The 22,156-nt window shown below is 62.6% G+C and carries 5 protein-coding genes; 3 read left to right on the top strand and 2 right to left on the bottom strand.

Going from position 1 to position 22,156, the window contains the following annotated elements; translation table 11 throughout:
* Nucleotides 1-31: 31 nt before the first annotated feature.
* The 3 genes from HV765_RS12050 to HV765_RS12040 all read left to right on the top strand — a co-directional run bounded on the left by HV765_RS12050 (nt 32) and on the right by HV765_RS12040 (nt 20,195).
* The gene (locus HV765_RS12050; protein WP_175169821.1) at nt 32-17,422 is read left to right on the top strand and encodes a VCBS domain-containing protein; all 17,391 of its coding nucleotides are present in this window, start codon (nt 32-34) and stop codon (nt 17,420-17,422) included.
* 119 nt (nt 17,423-17,541) lie between these two features.
* Nucleotides 17,542-18,225, top strand: coding sequence for a transglutaminase-like cysteine peptidase (locus HV765_RS12045; RefSeq protein WP_054427494.1), 684 nt, complete (start codon nt 17,542-17,544; stop codon nt 18,223-18,225).
* Between the two features lie 17 nt (nt 18,226-18,242).
* Nucleotides 18,243-20,195 carry a bifunctional diguanylate cyclase/phosphodiesterase gene (locus HV765_RS12040; RefSeq protein WP_175169820.1) on the top strand — a complete coding sequence of 651 codons (1,953 nt, stop codon included), beginning with the start codon at nt 18,243-18,245 and terminating at the stop codon, nt 20,193-20,195.
* Here the strand turns inward: HV765_RS12040 and HV765_RS12035 are convergent.
* Nucleotides 20,185-21,012, bottom strand: a complete 828-nt coding sequence (locus tag HV765_RS12035; protein WP_175169819.1) for a M48 family metallopeptidase — start codon at nt 21,010-21,012, stop codon at nt 20,185-20,187. The genes HV765_RS12040 and HV765_RS12035 overlap by 11 nt on opposite strands.
* A 42-nt stretch (nt 21,013-21,054) precedes the next feature.
* Complete coding sequence (gene aroC, locus HV765_RS12030) at nt 21,055-22,122, bottom strand: chorismate synthase (protein ID WP_054427479.1); 1,068 nt, start codon at nt 22,120-22,122, stop codon at nt 21,055-21,057.
* Nucleotides 22,123-22,156 lie beyond the last annotated feature (34 nt).

Raw genomic sequence — 22,156 nt, 5'->3', positions numbered from 1 at the left:
TCTTTGGATAACTCCCTGAAACGGAACCCACATGGCCACCTTTACCCCCGCCGCAGTTGTCAATGAAATTTCCGGCCGCGCGTGGATACGCAATAGCGACGGCTCGCTGACTGAACTGCATCAAGGCAGCAAAGTCCCTGCCGGCAGTGACATCGTCACGGCCTCGGGCGCCACGGTTTCCCTTCAGGTTGAAAACGGCATGCCGATCGTGATCGGTGAAAGCCGCGAGGTCGCCATCAACGAGGACCTCACCGGCCCGCTGGCCGATCCGAGCGAAGCGGCCATCACGCCGCCGACCGGCACCGATTCCGACCGCCTGCTGGCTGCGCTGCAGGCCGGGCGCGACCCCTTCGACGAACTGGACCCCACCGCCGCCATCGTGGCCGGCGGCGGCGATGCCGGCGGCAGCAGCTTCGTGCGCCTGGCCCGCATCCTGGAAACCACGACTCCGCTGGACCTGGCCTATCCCAACCCCAGCCGCGGCGACGACACCCTTCCCCGTGCCTCGGCGGCGGGCGCCACCGGCGACAACACCGACGATACGACCGCGCCGGCCGCGACCAACACCGCGCCGTCCGCCCTGAACGACGTCAGCAGCGGCGACCAGAATGCCGTCCAGCGCGGCAACCTGCTCACCAACGACGCCGACCCCGATGGCGATCCCCTGGCGATCGTCTCCGTCAGCGGCCGCCCCATGACCGCGGGCGGCGTTACCGTCACCGGCACCAATGGCGGCACGTTCACCGTCTTGCCTGACGGCAGCTACACGTTCACGCCGGGCACGGGCTTTCAGAACCTGCCGGCCGGCCAAACCGCCACCACCACGATTTCCTACACCGTCACCGATCCCAGCGGCGCGACGTCTACCGCCACGGTCGAAGTCACGATCGTCGGCGTGAACGACCCCGCCCAGATCACCCCCGCCAACGCGGGCGATGACGCCGGCACAGTCAAGGAAGACACCACCTTCACTGCAAACGGCAAGCTCAACGTCACCGACGTCGACGACGGCGAAGCCCGCTTCGTCGTGCAATCCGGCCAGGCTGGCCAGCACGGCACATTCTCGATCGACGCCAGCGGCGCGTGGGTCTACAACCTGAACAACAACGACGCCCGCGTGCAAGCGCTGGCCGTCGGCGAAACGCTGACCGAGACCTTCACCGTCACCACGGCAGACGGCACCACCGGCACGGTCACCGTCACCATCCAAGGCACGAACGACGTGCCCACGCTCAGCGGCCAAGCCGCCGGCGCCGTCACCGAAGAAACCACCCTCGCCGCCACCGGCAAGCTTGATGTGGCTGACGTCGATACGTCCGACACGCACACGTGGTCAATCAACAACAATGGCGCCGGCCAGTACGGCGCGCTGACCATTGCCGCCGACGGCACCTGGACCTACAACCTGACCAACACCAACCCGGCCGTGCAAGCGCTGGGCGCAGGCGAGTCGCTGACCGAAACCTTCACCGTCACGGTCAACGACGGCCACGGCGGCGTGACCACGCAAGCCGTCACGATCACCATCAACGGCACCAATGACGTGCCCGTCGTCAGCGGAGAAGCCTCGGGTTCCGTCAAAGAAGACGGCTCTCTGACGGTGAGCGGCCAACTGGGCCAGACCGACGTAGACACGAACGACACGCACACGTGGACGGTCAACAACGGCGGCAACGGCGACCACGGCAACTTCTCGGTCGACAGCACCGGCAAGTGGACCTACAACCTGAACAATGCTGATCCCAAGGTGCAAGCACTGGGCGTCGGCGAATCGCTGACCGAGACGTTCACCGTCACCGTCGACGACGGCCACGGCGGCGTGACCACGCAAGCCGTCACGGTCACCATCAACGGCACCAACGACGCGCCGGTCATCAGCGGCCAGACCACCGGTTCCGTCACTGACGGCAGCACCACCAACGTCACCGGCCAACTGACCCAGACCGACGTCGACGCAAACGACACGCACACCTGGACGGTCAACAACGGCGGCAAGGGCGACTTTGGCAGCTTCACGGTCGACAACACCGGCAAGTGGTCCTACAACCTGGACGACAGCAACACCACCGTCAAGGGCCTGAAGAGCGGCGAATCGATCACTGAGACCTTCACCGTCACGGTCGACGACGGCCACGGCGGCGTCACGACGCAACAAGTCACGGTCACGATCAATGGCACGGATGACGGCGCCGTTATCACCCCGGGCATCCCGGGCGCAGACCAAGGCACCGTCACCGAAGATGTGGCTCTGACCGTCGGCGGCAAGTTGAACGTCGCCGACCCAGACGCCGGCCAAGCCGTGTTCCAGGTTCAGTCCGGCACCCCCGCCGCACACGGCACGTTCTCGATCGATGCGGACGGCAAGTGGACGTATAACCTGAACAATGGCGACGCCGCCGTTCAAGGTTTGGGTGCGGGCAAGACGCTGACCGAGACGATTACGGTCACAACGGCGGATGGCACGACGGGCCAGGTGGTCGTCACCATCGTTGGTACCAACGACACTCCGGTGTTGACCGGTAAGGCTGACGGCGCGGTCACCGAAGACGGCACCTTGGTTGCTACCGGCAAAATCGACGTCACTGACATTGACACGACCGATACGCACACTTGGACCGTCAACAATGACGGCAAGGGTACGTATGGCTCGTTCTCCGTCGATGGTTCGGGCAACTGGACCTACAACCTGGACAACGCCAACAAGGCTGTTCAGGGCCTGAAGTCCGGCGAGACCTTTACCGAAACGTTTACCGTGACCGTCAACGACGGCAACGGCGGAATCGTCGACAAGCAAGTTACGGTCACCATCAACGGCACCGACGACGGCGCCCTCATCACCCCCGTTCAACCCGGCGATGACAAGGGCTCGGTCACCGAAGACGTGACGCTTACGACCGGCGGCAAGCTCGAAGTCACCGATCCCGACGCTGGCCAAGCGGTCTTCCAAACGCAGACCAATGCAACCGGTCAGCACGGCACGTTCTCCATCGATGCCGATGGCAAGTGGAACTACACGCTGACCAATAACGACCCGGCTGTTCAAGGCCTGGGCGCTGGCAAGACCTTGACCGAGACCTTCACCGTTACGACGGCTGATGGCACCACTGGCCAAGTCGTGGTCACGATCGTTGGTACCAACGACATCCCGGTCCTGACCGGTAAGGCCGATGGCGCTGTCACCGAAGACGGCACGCTGGTTGCCACCGGCAAGATCGACGTCACTGACGTCGACACGACCGATACGCACACCTGGACCGTAAACAACAACGGCAAGGGTGCTTATGGTTCGTTCTCGGTCGATGGTTCGGGTAACTGGACCTACAACCTGGACAACGCCAACAAGGCTGTTCAAGGCCTGAAGTCCGGCGAGACCTTTACCGAAACGTTTACCGTGACCGTCAACGACGGCAACGGCGGAATCGTCGACAAGCAAGTTACGGTCACCATCAACGGCACCGACGACGGCGCCCTCATCACCCCCGTTCAACCCGGCGATGACAAGGGTTCGGTCACCGAAGACGTGACGCTTACGACCGGCGGCAAGCTGGAAGTCACCGATCCGGATGCAGGTCAAGCGGTCTTCCAAACGCAGACGAATGCAGCCGGTCAGCACGGCACGTTCTCCATCGACGCCGATGGCAAGTGGAACTACACCCTGACCAACAACGACCCGGCCGTTCAAGGCCTGGGCGCGGGCAAGACCTTGACCGAGACGTTCACCGTTACGACGGCTGATGGCACGACGGGCCAGGTCGTGGTCACGATCGTCGGTACGAATGACATCCCGGTTCTGACGGGTAAGGCTGACGGCGCGGTTACCGAAGACGGCACGCTCGTTGCCACCGGCAAGATCGACGTCACTGACGTCGACACGACCGATACGCACACCTGGACCGTAAACAACGACGGCAAGGGTGCTTATGGTTCGTTCTCGGTCGATGGTTCGGGCAACTGGACCTACAACCTCGACAACGCCAACAAGGCTGTTCAAGGCCTGAAGTCCGGCGAGACCTTTACCGAAACGTTTACCGTGACCGTCAACGACGGCAACGGCGGGATCGTCGACAAGCAAGTCACGGTCACCATCAACGGCACCGACGACGGCGCCATCATCACCCCCGCTCAACCGAGCGATGATAAGGGCTCGGTCACCGAAGACGGTACGCTCACGACCGGTGGCAAGCTGGAAGTGACTGATCCGGACGCTGGCCAGGCGGTCTTCCAAACGCAGACCAATGCAGCCGGCCAGCACGGCACGTTCTCCATCGATGCCGATGGCAAGTGGAACTACACCCTGACCAACAACGACCCGGCCGTTCAAGGCTTGGGCGCGGGCAAGACGCTGACCGAGACCTTCACCGTTACGACGGCGGATGGCACCACCGGTCAAGTGGTCGTCACGATCGTTGGCACCAACGACACTCCGGTGTTGACAGGTAAGGCTGACGGCGCGGTCACCGAAGACGGCACGCTGGTTGCCACCGGCAAGATTGATGTTGCTGATGTTGATACGACTGACACGCACACTTGGACCGTCAACAACGACGGCAAGGGTACGTATGGTTCGTTCTCGGTTGATGGTTCGGGCAACTGGACCTACAACCTCGACAACGCCAACAAGACCGTTCAGGGCCTGAAATCTGGCGAATCGATCACCGAAACCTTCACCGTGACCGTCAACGACGGCAACGGCGGAATCGTCGACAAGCAAGTTACGGTCACCATCAACGGCACCGACGACGGCGCCATCATCACCCCCGCTCAACCGGGTGATGAGAAGGGCTCGGTCACCGAAGACGGGACGCTTACGACCGGCGGCAAGCTCGAAGTGACCGACCCGGATGCGGGCCAGGCGGTCTTCCAAACGCAGACCAACGCAGCCGGTCAGCACGGCACCTTCTCCATCGATGCCGATGGCAAGTGGAACTACACCCTGACCAATAACGACCCGGCCGTTCAAGGCCTGGGCGCGGGCAAGACGCTGACCGAGACCTTTACCGTCACAACGGCGGATGGCACGACGGGTCAAGTGGTCGTCACGATCGTCGGTACGAACGACACCCCCGTTCTGACGGGCAAGGCTGACGGTGCGGTTACCGAAGACGGCACGCTCGTTGCCACCGGCAAGATCGACGTCGCTGACATCGACACGACCGATACGCACACCTGGACCGTCAACAATGATGGCAAGGGTACGTATGGCTCGTTCTCGGTCGATGGTTCGGGTAACTGGACCTACAACCTGGACAACGCCAACAAGGCTGTTCAAGGCCTGAAGTCCGGCGAGACCTTTACCGAAACGTTTACCGTGACCGTCAACGACGGCAACGGCGGAATCGTCGACAAGCAAGTCACGGTCACCATCAACGGCACGGACGACGGCGCGACCATCAATCCGGCTCAACCGGGCGATGACAAGGGTTCGGTTACCGAAGACGGGACGCTCACGACCGGCGGCAAGCTCGAAGTGACCGACCCGGATGCGGGCCAGGCGGTCTTCCAAACGCAAACGAACGCAGCCGGCCAGCACGGCACGTTCTCCATCGACGCCGATGGCAAGTGGAACTACACCCTGACCAACAACGACCCGGCCGTTCAAGGCCTGGGCGCTGGCAAGACCTTGACCGAGACCTTCACCGTTACGACGGCGGATGGCACGACCGGTCAGGTGGTCGTCACTATTGTCGGCACCAACGACATCCCCGTTCTGACCGGCAAGGCTGACGGCGCGGTCACCGAAGACGGCACGCTGGTTGCTACCGGCAAAATCGACGTCGCTGACGTCGACACGACCGATACCCATACCTGGACCGTCAACAACGACGGCAAGGGTACGTATGGTTCGTTCTCCGTCGACGGCTCCGGCAACTGGACGTACAACCTCGACAACGCCAACAAGACCGTTCAAGGTCTGAAGTCCGGCGAATCGATCACCGAAACGTTCACCGTGACCGTCAACGACGGCCACGGCGGGATCGTCGACAAGGCGGTCACGGTCACCATCAACGGCACGGATGACGGCGCGACCATCAATCCGGCTCAACCCGGCGATGACAAGGGTTCGGTCACCGAAGACGGTACGCTCACGACCGGCGGCAAGCTCGAAGTCACCGATCCCGACGCTGGCCAGGCGGTCTTCCAAACGCAGACCAATGCTGCCGGCCAGCACGGCACGTTCTCCATCGACGCCGATGGCAAGTGGAACTACACCCTGACCAACAACGACCCGGCCGTTCAAGGCCTGGGCGCTGGCAAGACCTTGACCGAGACCTTCACCGTCACGACGGCTGATGGCACGACGGGCCAGGTCGTGGTCACGATCGTCGGTACGAATGACATCCCGGTTCTGACGGGTAAGGCTGACGGCGCGGTTACCGAAGACGGCACGCTCGTTGCCACCGGCAAGATCGACGTCACTGACGTCGACACGACCGATACGCACACCTGGACCGTAAACAACGACGGCAAGGGTGCTTATGGTTCGTTCTCGGTCGATGGTTCGGGCAACTGGACCTACAACCTCGACAACGCCAACAAGGCTGTTCAAGGCCTGAAGTCCGGCGAGACCTTTACCGAAACGTTTACCGTGACCGTCAACGACGGCAACGGCGGAATCGTCGACAAGCAAGTCACGGTCACCATCAACGGCACCGACGACGGTGCCATCATCACCCCGACTCAACCGGGCGATGACAAGGGTTCGGTCACCGAAGATAAGGTGCTCACGACCGGCGGCAAGCTGGAAGTCACCGATCCGGACGCAGGCCAAGCTGAATTCAAGGCAGGCAACACGCCTGGCGATCATGGCACGTTCACCATTGGCAAGGATGGGACGTGGACCTACACCCTGAATAATGAAGATCCCAAGATCCAAGCCTTGGCCGTCGGCGAAAAACTGACCGAGACCTTCGTTGCCACGACAGCAGACGGCACCACCGGCCAGGTTGTTGTCACCATCAACGGCACCAACGACGCTCCCGTCATCGCTGGCGAAGCCGCCGGCTCCGTTACCGAAAGCACCTCGCTGAGCACCACCGGCCAGTTGACGCAAACTGACGTCGACACCTCCGATACGCACACCTGGTCCGTAGACAACAATGGCAAGGGCGAGTACGGCAACTTCTCGGTCGACAACTCCGGCAAGTGGACCTACAACCTGGATAGCACCAACCCCGACGTCAAGGCGTTGAAGGCTGGAGAAACTGCCACCGAGACTTTCACTGTCACGGTCGACGACGGCCACGGCGGCGTGACGCAGCAACAAGTCACGGTGACGATCAACGGCACGGACGACGGCGCCGTCATCACCCCCGCTCAACCGGGCGATGACAAGGGCACCGTTACAGAAGACGTGACGTCGTCTGTTGGCGGCAAGCTGGATGTCACTGATCCGGACGCGGGCGAAGCTGTGTTCCAAGTCCAAACGAATGCAGCCGGTCAGCACGGCATGTTCTCCATCGACGCCGATGGCAAGTGGACGTATAACCTGACCAACGACGACCCGGCCGTTCAGGGCTTGGGCGCGGGCAAGACGCTGACCGAGACCTTTACCGTTACGACGGCGGATGGCACCACAGGCCAGGTCGTGGTCACCATCGTCGGTACGAATGATGTTCCGGTTCTGACCGGCAAGGCCGATGGCGCTGTCACCGAAGACGGCACCTTGGTTGCCACCGGCAAGATCGATGTCACTGACGTCGACACGACCGATACCCATACCTGGACCGTCAACAATGACGGCAAGGGCACCTACGGTTCCTTCTCCGTCGACGGCTCCGGCAACTGGACCTACAACCTGGACAACGCCAACAAGGCTGTTCAGGGCCTGAAGTCCGGCGAGACCTTTACCGAAACGTTTACCGTGACCGTCAACGACGGCAACGGCGGAATCGTCGACAAGCAAGTCACGGTCACCATCAACGGTACGGACGACGGCGCGACCATCAATCCGGCTCAACCCGGCGATGACAAGGGTTCGGTCACCGAAGACGGTACGCTTACGACCGGCGGCAAGCTGGAAGTGACCGACCCGGATGCGGGCCAAGCGGTCTTCCAAACGCAGACCAACGCAGCCGGTCAGCACGGCACCTTCTCCATCGACGCCGATGGCAAGTGGACGTATAACCTGACCAACAATGACCCGGCTGTTCAAGGCCTGGGCGCTGGCAAGACCTTGACCGAGACCTTCACCGTCACGACGGCTGATGGCACGACGGGCCAGGTGGTCGTCACCATCGTTGGTACGAATGATGTTCCGGTTCTGACCGGCAAGGCTGACGGTGCAGTCACGGAAGACGGCACGCTGGTTGCCACCGGCAAGATCGACGTCGCTGACATCGACACGACCGACACGCACACCTGGACCGTCAACAATGACGGCAAGGGTACGTATGGCTCATTCTCGGTCGATGGTTCGGGCAACTGGACGTACAACCTCGACAACGCCAACAAGGCTGTTCAGGGCCTGAAGTCCGGCGAGACCTTTACCGAAACCTTCACCGTGACCGTCAACGACGGCAACGGCGGAATCGTCGACAAGCAAGTTACGGTCACCATCAACGGCACCGACGACGGCGCCATCATCAACCCGGCTCAACCCGGCGATGACAAGGGTTCGGTCACCGAAGACGGTACGCTCACGACCGGCGGCAAGCTGGAAGTCACCGATCCGGATGCGGGCCAAGCGGTCTTCCAAACGCAGACCAACGCAGCCGGTCAGCACGGCACCTTCTCCATCGACGCCGATGGCAAGTGGACGTATAACCTGACCAACAATGACCCGGCTGTTCAAGGCCTGGGCGCTGGCAAGACCTTGACCGAGACCTTCACCGTCACGACGGCTGATGGCACGACGGGCCAGGTGGTCGTCACCATCGTTGGTACGAATGATGTTCCGGTTCTGACCGGCAAGGCTGACGGTGCAGTCACGGAAGACGGCACGCTGGTTGCCACCGGCAAGATCGACGTCACTGACATTGACACGACCGATACGCACACTTGGACCGTCAACAATGACGGCAAGGGTACGTATGGCTCGTTCTCCGTCGATGGTTCGGGCAACTGGACCTACAACCTGGACAACGCCAACAAGGCTGTTCAGGGTCTGAAGTCCGGCGAATCGATCACCGAAACCTTCACCGTGACCGTCAACGACGGCAACGGCGGAATCGTCGACAAGCAAGTTACGGTCACCATCAACGGCACCGATGACGGCGCCATCATCAACCCGGCTCAACCGGGCGATGACAAGGGTTCGGTTACCGAAGACGGGACGCTCACGACCGGCGGCAAGCTGGAAGTGACTGATCCGGACGCTGGCCAGGCGGTCTTCCAAACGCAGACCAATGCCGCCGGTCAGCACGGCACCTTCTCCATCGACGCCGATGGCAAGTGGAACTACACACTGACCAACAACGACCCGGCCGTTCAAGGCCTGGGCGCGGGCAAGACCCTGACCGAGACCTTCACCGTTACGACGGCTGATGGCACGACGGGCCGGGTCGTGGTCACGATCGTCGGTACGAATGACATCCCGGTTCTGACGGGTAAGGCTGACGGCGCGGTTACCGAAGACGGCACGCTCGTTGCCACCGGCAAGATTGATGTTGCTGATGTTGATACCACCGACACGCACACTTGGACCGTCAACAATGACGGCAAGGGTACGTATGGTTCGTTCTCGGTTGATGGTTCGGGCAACTGGACCTACAACCTCGACAACGCCAACAAGACCGTTCAGGGTCTGAAATCTGGCGAATCGATCACCGAAACGTTCACCGTGACCGTCAACGACGGCCACGGCGGGATCGTCGACAAGGCGGTCACGGTCACCATCAACGGCACGGATGACGGCGCGACCATCAATCCGGCTCAACCCGGCGATGACAAGGGTTCGGTCACCGAAGACGGTACGCTCACGACCGGCGGCAAGCTGGAAGTGACCGATCCGGATGCAGGTCAAGCGGTCTTCCAAACGCAGACCAACGCAGCCGGCCAGCACGGCACCTTCTCCATCGATGCCGATGGCAAGTGGAACTACACCTTGACCAACAACGACCCGGCCGTTCAAGGCCTGGGCGCTGGCAAGACCTTGACCGAGACCTTCACCGTTACGACGGCTGACGGCACGACCGGTCAAGTGGTCGTCACGATCGTCGGTACGAACGACACCCCCGTTCTGACGGGCAAGGCTGACGGTGCGGTTACCGAAGACGGCACGCTGGTTGCCACCGGCAAAATCGACGTCGCTGACGTCGACACGACCGACACGCACACCTGGACAGTCAACAATGATGGCAAGGGTACGTATGGTTCGTTCTCCGTCGATGGCTCCGGCAACTGGACGTACAACCTCGACAACGCCAACAAGACCGTTCAAGGCCTGAAGTCCGGCGAATCGATCACCGAAACCTTTACTGTGACGGTGAACGACGGCAACGGCGGAATCGTCGACAAGCAAGTCACGGTCACCATCAACGGCACCGATGACGGCGCCATTATCAACCCGGCTCAACCCGGCGATGACAAGGGTTCGGTTACCGAAGACGGGACGCTTACGACCGGCGGCAAGCTGGAAGTGACCGATCTGGATGCAGGTCAAGCGGTCTTCCAAACGCAGACCAACGCAGCCGGTCAGCACGGCACGTTCTCCATCGACGCCGATGGCAAGTGGAACTACACCCTGACCAATAACGACCCGGCTGTTCAAGGCTTGGGCGCTGGCAAGACGCTGACCGAGACCTTTACGGTCACGACGGCTGATGGCACCACCGGTCAGGTGGTTGTCACCATCGTTGGTACGAATGATGTTCCGGTTCTGAGCGGCAAGGCTGACGGCGCGGTCACGGAAGACGGCACGCTCGTCGCCACCGGCAAGATCGATGTCGCTGACATTGACACGACCGATACGCACACCTGGACCGTCAACAATGACGGCAAGGGTACATATGGTTCGTTCTCCGTCGATGGTTCGGGCAACTGGACGTACAACCTGGACAACGCCAACAAGGCTGTTCAGGGCCTGAAGTCCGGCGACACCTTTACCGAAACCTTCACTGTGACGGTGAACGACGGCAACGGCGGAATCGTCGACAAGCAAGTCACGGTCACCATCAATGGCACCGATGACGGCGCCATCATCAACCCGGCTCAACCCGGCGATGACAAGGGTTCGGTCACCGAAGACGTGACGCTTACGACCGGCGGCAAGCTCGAAGTCACCGATCCCGACGCTGGCCAAGCGGTCTTCCAAACGCAAACCAATGCAGCCGGTCAGCACGGCACCTTCTCCATCGACGCCAATGGCAAGTGGGCCTACACACTGACCAACAACGATCCGGCCGTCCAAGGCCTGGGCGCGGGCAAGACCCTGACCGAGACCTTCACCGTCACGACGGCTGATGGCACCACCGGCCAAGTCGTCGTCACGATCGTCGGCACTAACGACATTCCGACCATTTCCGGCGCGGCGACGGGTGCGGTGACTGAAGACGTCGCAACGACCATCAATGGCCAACTGAAGGCCATCGACGTCGACATGACCGACACGCACACCTGGTCCGTCAACAACGACGGCAAGGGTACGTACGGCAACTTCTCGGTCGACGCGATCGGCAAGTGGACGTACAACCTGGACAACACCAGCACCAAGGTGCAAGCCCTGGCCGCCGGCCAGCAAGTGACCGACACCATCACCGTGACCGTCAACGACGGCCATGGCGGCACGGCTACGCAGGTCATTACGATCACCGTCACCGGCTCCAACGACCTGCCGTCCGTCACGGGCGCGGCAACGGGCAATGTCACCGAAGACCTGGCCAAGACGACTTCGGGCCAACTGACTGCCGTGGATGTTGACGCCACCGACAGCCACACCTGGTCGGTTCCGGGCGACGGCAAGGCCGCGTACGGTTCGTTCTCGGTCGATGCGACCGGCAAGTGGACGTACAACCTGGACAACGCCAGCACCAAGGTCCAAGCCCTGGCTGCCGGTCAGCAAGTAACCGACACCATCACCGTGACCGTCAACGACGGCCATGGCGGGACGGCGCAGCAGGTCATCACCGTGACCATCACGGGTGCCAACGACGCCCCCACCATCACGGGCGCATCGACCGGCGCAGTCGTTGAAGACGGCGTCAAGACGATCAATGGCCAACTGACTGCCGTTGACGTCGATACCACCGACACCCACACGTGGTCGGTTCCGGGCGACGGCAAGGGCACGTACGGTTCCTTCGTGGTCGATGCCACCGGCAAGTGGACGTACAACCTGGACAACGCCAGCGCCAAGGTCCAAGCCCTGGCTGCCGGTCAGCAAGTAACCGACACCATCACCGTGACCGTCGACGACGGCCATGGCGGGACGGCTCAGCAGGTCATCACCATCACCGTCACTGGCTCCAACGACGCCCCGACCATCTCGGGCGCGTCGACTGGCGCGGTTACGGAAGATGCCGCGCAGAGCAGCATCTCGGGCCAGCTGTCCAAGACCGACGTTGATGCCACGGACACGCATACTTGGTCCGTCAACAACGCGGGTAAGGGTACGTACGGCACCTTCGCCGTCGATGCCACCGGCAAGTGGACTTACAACCTGGACAACACCAGCACCAAGGTGCAAGCCCTGGCTGCCGGCCAGCAAGTGACCGACTCCATCACCGTGACCGTCGACGACGGCCACGGCGGGACGGCGCAGCAGGTGATTACCATCACCGTTACCGGCACGAACGATGCCCCGACCATCTCAGGTGCATCGACTGGAGCGGTTACGGAAGATGCGGCACAAAGCAGCATCTCGGGTCAGTTGTCCAAGACCGATGTTGACGCCACTGACACGCACACCTGGTCCGTCAACAACGCGGGCAAGGGTACGTACGGCACCTTCTCGGTCGACGCGACCGGCAAGTGGACTTACAACCTGGACAACACCAGCACCAAGGTGCAAGCCCTGGCTGCCGGCCAACAAGTGACCGACACCATCACCGTGACCGTCAACGACGGCCATGGCGGGACGGCGCAGCAGGTCATCACCATCACCGTCACCGGCTCCAACGACGCCCCGACCATTTCGGGCGCGTCGACTGGCGCGGTTACAGAAGATGCCACGCAGAGCAGCATCTCGGGCCAGCTGTCCAAGACCGACGTTGATGCCACCGACACGCACACCTGGTCCGTCAACAACGCTGGCAAGGGTACGTACGGCAACTTCTCGGTCGACGCGACCGGCAAGTGGACGTACAACCTGGACAACACCAGCACCAAGGTGCAAGCCCTGGCTGCCGGTCAGCAAGTGACCGACACCATCACCGTGACCGTCGACGACGGCCACGGCGGGACGGCGCAGCAAGTCATCACCATCACCGTCACTGGCTCCAACGATGCCCCGACCATTTCGGGCGCGGCGACTGGCGCGGTTACGGAAGATGCCGCACAAAGCAGCATCTCGGGCCAGCTGTCCAAAACCGACGTTGATGCCACGGACACGCATACTTGGTCGGTCAACAACGCCGGCAAGGGCCAATATGGTTCCTTCGCCGTCGATGCCACCGGCAAGTGGACGTACAACCTGGACAACACCAGCACCAAGGTCCAAGCCCTGGCTGCCGGCCAGCAAGTGACCGACACCATCACCGTGACCGTCGACGACGGCCATGGCGGGACGGCGCAGCAGGTGATTACCATCACCGTTACCGGCACGAACGATGCCCCGACTATTGGCGGCGTGACGACCGGTGCAGTGAAGGAAGATGGCACGCAAGTCATTACCGGCCAGTTGACCAAGACCGATGTCGACGCAACCGACACGCACACCTGGTCCGTCAACAATGCTGGCAAGGGCACGTACGGCACGCTGGCGGTGGATAGCACTGGCAAGTGGACGTACACGCTGGATAACGCCAACGCCAAGGTGCAAGCCCTGGCCGATGGCCAGCAAGTGACCGACACCATCACCGTCACTGTCGACGACGGCCACGGCGGGACGGCGCAGCAAGTCGTCACCATCATCGTCACCGGCACGAACGATGCACCGACCATCGGCGGCGTTGTCAGTGGTGGCGTGACCGAAGACGGCACGCAAGTGGTCAGCGGCCAGTTGACCAAGACGGATGTCGATACCACCGACACCCACACGTGGACGCTGAATAACGCCGGCAAGGGCACGTACGGTTCCTTCGTGGTGGATGCGGCCGGCAAGTGGACGTACACGCTGGACAACGCCAACGCCAAGGTTCAGGCGCTGGCCGATGGCCAGAAGGTGACCGACACCATCACCGTGACCATCAATGACGGCCACGGCGGTACGGCCACGCAGGTCATCACCGTGACCGTCACCGGTTCCAACGATGCGCCGACCATGGCCGGCGTGACGACGGGCGCGGTGAAGGAAGATGGCACGTTGACTACCACCGGCCAACTGACCAAGACCGACATCGATACGACCGATACGCACACGTGGTCGGTCAGCAACAGCGGGGCCGGCACGTACGGGACGTTTACGGTCGACAGCTCGGGCAAGTGGACCTACACGCTGAATAACGCCAGCGCCAATGTCCAAGGCCTGAAGGAAGGCCAGCAAGTGACGGACACCATCACCGTGACCGTCAACGACGGCCATGGCGGCACGGCACAGTTGCCGGTCACGGTCACCATCACGGGCACGAACGACGCGCCGGCGATCACCGGCCAGACGTCCGGCACGGTGACCGAGGACTACACCCTGTCCACCAGCGGCAAGCTGAACGTAGTGGATGCGGACGTGGGCCAGAGCGGCGTGGTGGCGCAGACCAATGTGGTTGGCAAGTACGGCACGTTCTCGATCGACGCCAACGGGAACTGGACGTACACGCTGAACAACAGCCTGCCGGCGGTGCAGAACCTGCCTGCTGGCGCCACGCTTTCCGAGTCGTTCAACGTGGTCGCGGGCGACGGCACGACGGTTCAACCGATCTCGGTGTCGATTGTGGGCACGAACGACGCGCCGGTTGCTGCGGATAACTCTGCCAATGTGGAAATCGGCACCAGCCATGTCTTCACGGTGGCCGAGTTCAATTTCAGCGACGGCGCCGAAAGCAACGCCCTGCAAAGCGTGATCATCTCGCGCCTGCCCACCGATGGCACGTTGACGCTGAACGGCAGCCCCGTCGCGCTGAACACGGCGGTGTCGGCGGCGGATATCGCGGCTGGCAAGCTCGTCTTCACGCCGTCGGCCAATGGCCTGGATACCTCGATCGGGTTCCAGGTGCGCGATGGCGGTGGCACCGACCATGGCGGCCAGAACACCTCGGGCACGTACAACTTCGTCTTGAACACCAACAATGTGGTGACGGGCGAAAACGTCGGCAGCGGCACGGGCACCACGCCGGTGCTGAACGGCGGTTCGGGCGACGACATCATCCTGGGCGACAAGGGCGGCACGGTCGTGACCGTAGAGCCGGGCAAGAACTACAACATTGCCCTGGTCGTGGATACGTCGGGCAGTATGGCGTACAAGCTGGACGGTTCGACCTCGGGTTCAGGCCAGTCGCGCATTGCGCTCGTCAAGGACGCACTGACGAACCTGGCCAACCAATTGGTGGGCCATGACGGCATCGTCAACGTCACGCTGATTGGTTTTGCGACGTCGGCGGGTACGCCGGTTACGCTGCAGAATCTGACGTCGTCGAACGTCCAGACCTTGCTGAACGCCATCAATAATCTGTCGGCAACCGGCGGTACGAACTACGAAGCGGCCTTCAACAGCGCCGTGTCGTGGTTCAACGGCCAGACGGCGGCAGGCAAATCGGTGGCGAACGGGTATGAAAACGTCACGTTCTTCCTGACTGACGGGGACCCAACCTACTACATCAAGAGCAACGGCACGACGGGTGGCGATGGCAGCACGACCGACCAGACCACGGTGCAGGAATCCGTGAATGCGTTCACGCCGCTGTCCAACATGAGCACCGTGCACGGTATTGGCATCGGCAACGGCGTCAATGAAGACTACCTGCGCCTGTTCGACAACACGGGCAGCACGGGCGGCGCGGTGACGACCTATGCCAGTTTCGGCAGCGGTTCCAGCACCAGCACCATTGCCAACTTCAACTCGAGCTCGGGCTGGGGCAACGTTGGCACCTGGACGGTTTCCGGTACGGGCAATGGCGGGTCAGTGAGCCGCGTCAGCAGCGACTACATCCGCATCATTGATACGGCTGGCGGCACCAGCACCAACGCCATCACGCCGACGTTCAACTACTCCGGCTACGGCAAGATGAGCTTCTCGGCAGCCACGGGCAGCTTCAACACGGGCGACGTGTTCACGTGGTCGTTGCAGTTGCAGAAGGCGGACGGCAGCTGGATCACCATCGACAAGGGCAGCATCACCAGCGCCATGTCAAACTGGACCACCATCACCACCAATACGTACGCGGGCGGCACCTATCGCTTTGTGTTCGATGTGGCCGACAACACCTCGGGCAGCGGCAACGCTACGGTGTATATCGACGACATCATGCGTACGAATTACACGGCCAGCAACGTCATCGCAGCCCCTGGCGGCGATGTGGACATCGTGCTTAAGGGTGAAGACCTGGCCGCCGCGCTGCAAAGCGGCAGCTCCAGCCTGGACCCGGCCGTGGTGGGTAACGACGTCATCAACGGCGGCGCGGGCAACGACATCATCTTTGGCGACACGATCAATACCGATCACCTTGCCTGGGGCACCGTCGCCGCCGGATCGCACGATGGCCAAGGCCTGAAGGCGTTGCAGGACTTCCTGGCCTACCAGAACGGCCATGCCGCGACCAGCACGGAGATCTACGACTACCTGAAGGCCAACCACGCGCAGTTCAACCTGACGGATGATCTGCGCGGCGGGGACGACACCGTCCACGGCGGCACGGGCGACGACATCATCTACGGCCAGGGCGGCAACGACACCCTGTATGGCGATGACGGCAACGACGTCCTCTACGGCGGCTCGGGCAACGACTACCTGCATGGTGGCGCGGGCAACGACGTGCTGGATGGCGGGTCGGGCACTGACACGCTGATTGGCGGCAAGGGCGACGACACGTTGTACGGCGGCGCCGGCAGCGACACGTTCAAGTGGGAGTTGAACGATCAGGGCGCCGTGGGCGCGCCGTCGGTCGACACGATCAAGGACTTCTCCGCCGACACCATCGCCAATGGCGGCGACGTTCTGGATCTGAAGGATCTGCTGATTGGCGAGAAGGACGGCACGCTGACGCAGTACCTGAACATCCACAAGGAAGGCAACAACACGGTCATCGACATCAACACCAAGGGCCAGATTGCCCAAGGCGCTGACCAGAAGATCGTGCTGGAGAACGTGGACCTGACGAACAACGGTGCGCTCAGCAACCAGGCCATCATCAATGACCTGCTGCAAAAGGGGAAGCTGAACGTCGACCACAGCTAAGCACCACGGCGATACCTTGGTGTGGCAAGGGGCGGGCCGGCCGCGGCCCGCCCCTTGTTCGCCAGCATTTTTTCCTCTGGCATGTCTGCGACAGTCGGAAAAATGTGAAAATCCGTTTCATGTCCTCGACTCACCGTTTCCGCGGCTTGGTGACCCTGTGCCGATTGGTGCTGCTATGCCTGGCTTGCGTCTGGGGCGGCAGCTTTGCGCTCGAGGTAAATTCCGATCGTCTGCAAAGCCTGGCCGCCAGCCGCTATGGCGCCAAGGGTGCAAAGTCGGTCGGGAACTGGCTACAGTTGTTGCGTGCCCCGCCGCCGGCGCTGGAACGCGACCGTCTCACGACGGCGAATGATTTTTGGAATCGCGCGCTGCTGTCTGGCGAAGACGCGACCATCTGGGGGCAGGCCGATTATTGGGCCACGCCGCTGGAATCGCTGGGCAAAGGCGCGGGTGACTGCGAAGACTATGTCATCGGCAAGTACTTCACGCTGCTGGCCATGGGCGTACCCGCCAACAAGCTGCGCTTCATCTATGTTCGCGCGCGTGTCGGCGGACCGGCCAGCAGCAGCCAGGTCGCCCACATGGTGCTGGGCTATTACGAAACGCCGAATGCAGTCCCGCTGGTGCTGGACAGCCTGATTTCAACCATCCTGCCCGCCACGCAGCGCCGCGATCTGACGCCGGTGTTCAGCTTTAATGCCGACGGGGTCTACGTGGATGGCAAACCCGCCGCGCCGGTTGATCGGCTCAGCCGCTGGCGTGATCTACTTCAACGCATGGATCGGGAAGGCATCCGCCCCTGATCGCCGGAAACAAGACTATGTCCATACTTCGACAGCTACTGCTCAGCGTGACCTTGGCGATTGGCGTCATCTTGCTGGGTACCTTGGCGCTCAGCGTGAACTCGGCGCGTGAATACCTGTCGGGCCAATTGCAGGTGCAAAGCACCGACGCGGCGGTATCGCTGGCGCTGTCCTTGTCGCAGCCCGCCAATAACGATCCGGTGCTTCAGGAACTGCTGCTGTCCGCGTTGTATGACGGCGGCCATTTTTCGCTGGTGCGATTGACGGACCCCGATGGCAAGGTGCTGATCGAACGCAAGTCCACCGCCACGCCGAACGCGGTGCCCGCCTGGTTCCAGAAGCTGGCGCCGCTGGACACGCAATCGGCCAGCCACGCGGTCAGCGACGGCTGGCGCCAGATTGGTGAAGTGACGCTCACCGCCAACGATGCCTACGCCTGGGAAGCCCTGTGGCGCAGCAGCTTGAAGATGATCGCGCTGGTGGTGGGCGCGGGCGTGCTGTGGGCCGTGTTCGCGTTCGTGCTGGTGGGCTGGATCAAAAACCGCCTGTTGCGGGAAATCAGCGACCACGTGCGCAGCATTGGCCAGGACTCGCCGCCCGAACAAGTTGAAGCGCGCGTGCCCGAGCTGTCGGGCGTGGTGCAGGCCCTGAATCAAACGCGCGAACGCGTGTACGCCAGCGTCGAGGAACAAAACGCCAAGATCGAATCGCTGGAGCTGGAGCTTAACCAGGACCCGGTGACCGGCCTGCCCAACCGCAAGTACTTCGTCAACGAGTTCCGGCGCGCGCTGGAAGATCCGGCCGCCAAGCGCGGCGGGCATGTGCTGGTGTTCCGCCAACGTGATCTGGCCGACCTGAACCGACACATGCCGCGCGAATTCATCGACCAATGGCTGCGCGCCGCGTGCGAACGCATTCAAGGAACGCTGAAGTCCTTGAACGTGGCCGCCCCCATGCTGGCTCGTCTGAATGGTTCTGACTTTGCGTTGCTGCTGCCGAATTGCGCAGCGCCCCAGGCGATGATGGTTGCCGAACGGCTGCGCGCGGACCTGCACGCCTCGCGCATCCCGGTGGGCGAAGGCCATCTCTGCCGCTGGGCGTCGGCCATGACGGATTACAGCCAGGGCAATCAGGCCGGCCCCGTGCTGGCGCGCCTGGACTTCGGGCTGATGCGCGCCGAAAGCGCCAACAACGATCACGTCGTGATTGCGGGCGCGACCGACATGCAGTCGCCGTCGGAATCGGGTGAGCGGGCGTGGAAGGACGCGATTCTGACCGCGCTGGAAGACAAGCATTTCGAACTGGCGACGGAGCCTTTGCTGGCTGCTGACGGTGGCACGGTGCGCACCGAAGCCATGCTGATGCTGCGCACGGCCCCCGACCAGGAGGCCATTCCCGCCACGCTGTTCATTCCGCCCGCGGTGCGGCTCGACCTGGTGGCCGATTGCGATCTGGAATCCGTGCGCTTGGGGCTGGATTGGCTGGCAAGCCACGACGGCGAATTGGCGGTGCGCGTTGCCCTGCCCTCATTGCGTGGCCAGAAGTTCTTCCGCCAGTTGGCGCTGCTGCTGACGGAACGCCGCCCGCTGGCGCATCGCCTGTTCCTGGAAATCGATGCGCACGGTTTGGTGGAATGCCACGAACAGATCGCGACGCTCGCCCGCGTGGCGTCGGAATTCGGCGCCCATATCGGCGTGCGCCGGTTGGCGCAGCAGTTTGGCGCGGTGGCCCAACTGCATACGCTGCCGCTGTCCTACGTGAAGCTGGGGGGTGGTTTTGTGGGCGGCATGTCGCAAAGCCCGGGCAGCCAGCAGTTGACGGCCTCGGTGCTTGAGACCGCCCGCACGCTGAACATTGCGGTGTATGCCGAAGACGTGCCGGATGCCGAAACGCGGCGCATCCTGGCCAGCCTGGGTATCACCATCATGCGCGGGCCGGGTGTCAAGCCAGCGCCAAGCGCTACTTCTTGACCTGCTGATACAGCGGCATCACCTGCTGCGCGGCGGCCTGCAAGTCGGTAATACGCGAGGCCGCCGACGGGTGCGTAGACAGGATTTCGGGCGGCGCATTGCCGCTGTCCGCCGCGCCCATCTTCTGCCACAGCGTGACGGCGGCGCGCGGGTCAAAGCCCGCGCGGGCCGCCAGTTCCACGCCCATGCGATCCGCTTCGGTCTCGTGCGTGCGGCTGTTCGGCAAGGTGAACATCACATTGGTGAGTTCCCCGCCCAGATCACCTGCCGCACTGGAACCGGTGGCAATCGACAAGACCTGCAAGCCCAGGTTCGTGGCCATCTGCTGCGATACGCGTTCGCGCGCGTGCTCGCGCAAGGCATGGGCAATTTCGTGGCCCAGCACGGCGGCCAGCTCGTCATCGGTGGGTTTGATCTTCGAAATCAGGCCGGTATAGACCGCGATTTTGCCGCCCGGCATGCACCAGGCGTTGACCTCGTCGCTGGACAGCACATGCACTTCCCACTTCCAGGCGCTGGCGTCGGGGCGGAACACCCCCGCTTGCGCGATCAGCCGCTGGGAAATGGCGCGCACGCGTGCCACCTGCTGCGCATCGCGATCCAGCAGCCCCTTGGCTTGGGCCTGCTTGAGGATGTCGGTGTATTGCTGGCTGGCTTCTTGCTCCAGCGCCTGCGAGGGCACCAGGCTGGACATGTACTGCGTGCGGTTCACGCCGATGGCGCCGGACTGCGTGGTGTTCATGCCGGTGCAACCGGCTAGCGCAGTCAGCGCCAGCGCGACGGCCGTGCCGCGCAACAGATGACGTTTACGGTTCAAATCGGCCTCCTGGAGACGATGGGCAAGACTGCCGGGGATAGATCAGATGGGGTCGCCGCACTGCCCGCGATGACGCAGGGCGTGGTCGATCAGCACCAGAGCAAGCATCGCTTCGGCAATCGGGGTTGCGCGGATGCCCACGCACGGATCATGGCGGCCCAGCGTCTGCACGACGGTGGGTTCATTGGCGCGATTGACCGAACGGCGCTCGACACGAATGCTGGACGTGGGTTTGATGGCCAGCGACACGGTGATCGGCTGGCCGGTCGAGATACCGCCCAGCACGCCGCCCGCGTGGTTGGTCAGGAAACCGTCTGGCGTGATTTCGTCGCCGTGCTCGGAGCCGCGTTGCGCAATGCTGGCAAAGCCCGCCCCAATCGACACGCCCTTGACGGCGTTCAAGCCCATCATCACGTGAGCGATGTCGGCGTCCAGGCGGTCGTAAATGGGTTCGCCCCAGCCCGCTGGCAGGTTTTCGGCAACGACTTCAATGCGCGCGCCGATGGAATCGCCGTCGCGGCGCAACTGGTCCATGTAGGCTTCCAGCTCAGGTACGACGTCGGCATTGGGTGCGTAAAACGCGTTGTTCGGAACTTCGTCCCACGTCACGAAAGGAATCTCGATGGGACCCAGCTGGCTCATGTAGCCACGCACTTTCACGCCGTATTGTTCGGCCAGCCATTTCTTGGCGATGGCGCCGGCGGCAACCGTGGGCGCCGTCAGGCGGGCCGACGACCGGCCGCCGCCGCGCGGATCGCGCACGCCGAACTTGCGCCAGTAGGCGTAATCGGCATGGCCGGGGCGGAACGTGTCGGCGATGTTGGAATAGTCTTTGCTGCGCGCATCCGTGTTGCGGATCAGCAGACCAATGGGGGTGCCCGTGGTCACGCCTTCGTACACACCCGACAGGATTTCGACTTGGTCGGCTTCCTGGCGCTGCGTCACGTGACGCGAGGTGCCAGGGCGGCGGCGATCCAATTCAAGCTGGATATCGGCGGCGTCCAGGCTCAGCCCCGGAGGACAGCCATCCACGACGCAACCGATGGCCGGCCCGTGGGATTCGCCGAAATTCGTGACGGTAAAAAGGGTACCTAGGGTATTGCCGGGCATAGGAGGTCAACAGGTCGGGTTTGCGAGCAACCCA

The sequence above is a fragment of the Achromobacter kerstersii genome, assembly GCF_902859595.1.
Lineage (GTDB): Bacteria > Pseudomonadota > Gammaproteobacteria > Burkholderiales > Burkholderiaceae_B > Achromobacter > Achromobacter kerstersii.
Note: the sequence above shows the minus strand (reverse complement) of the source record. Positions and strands in the feature narration are given on the sequence as shown.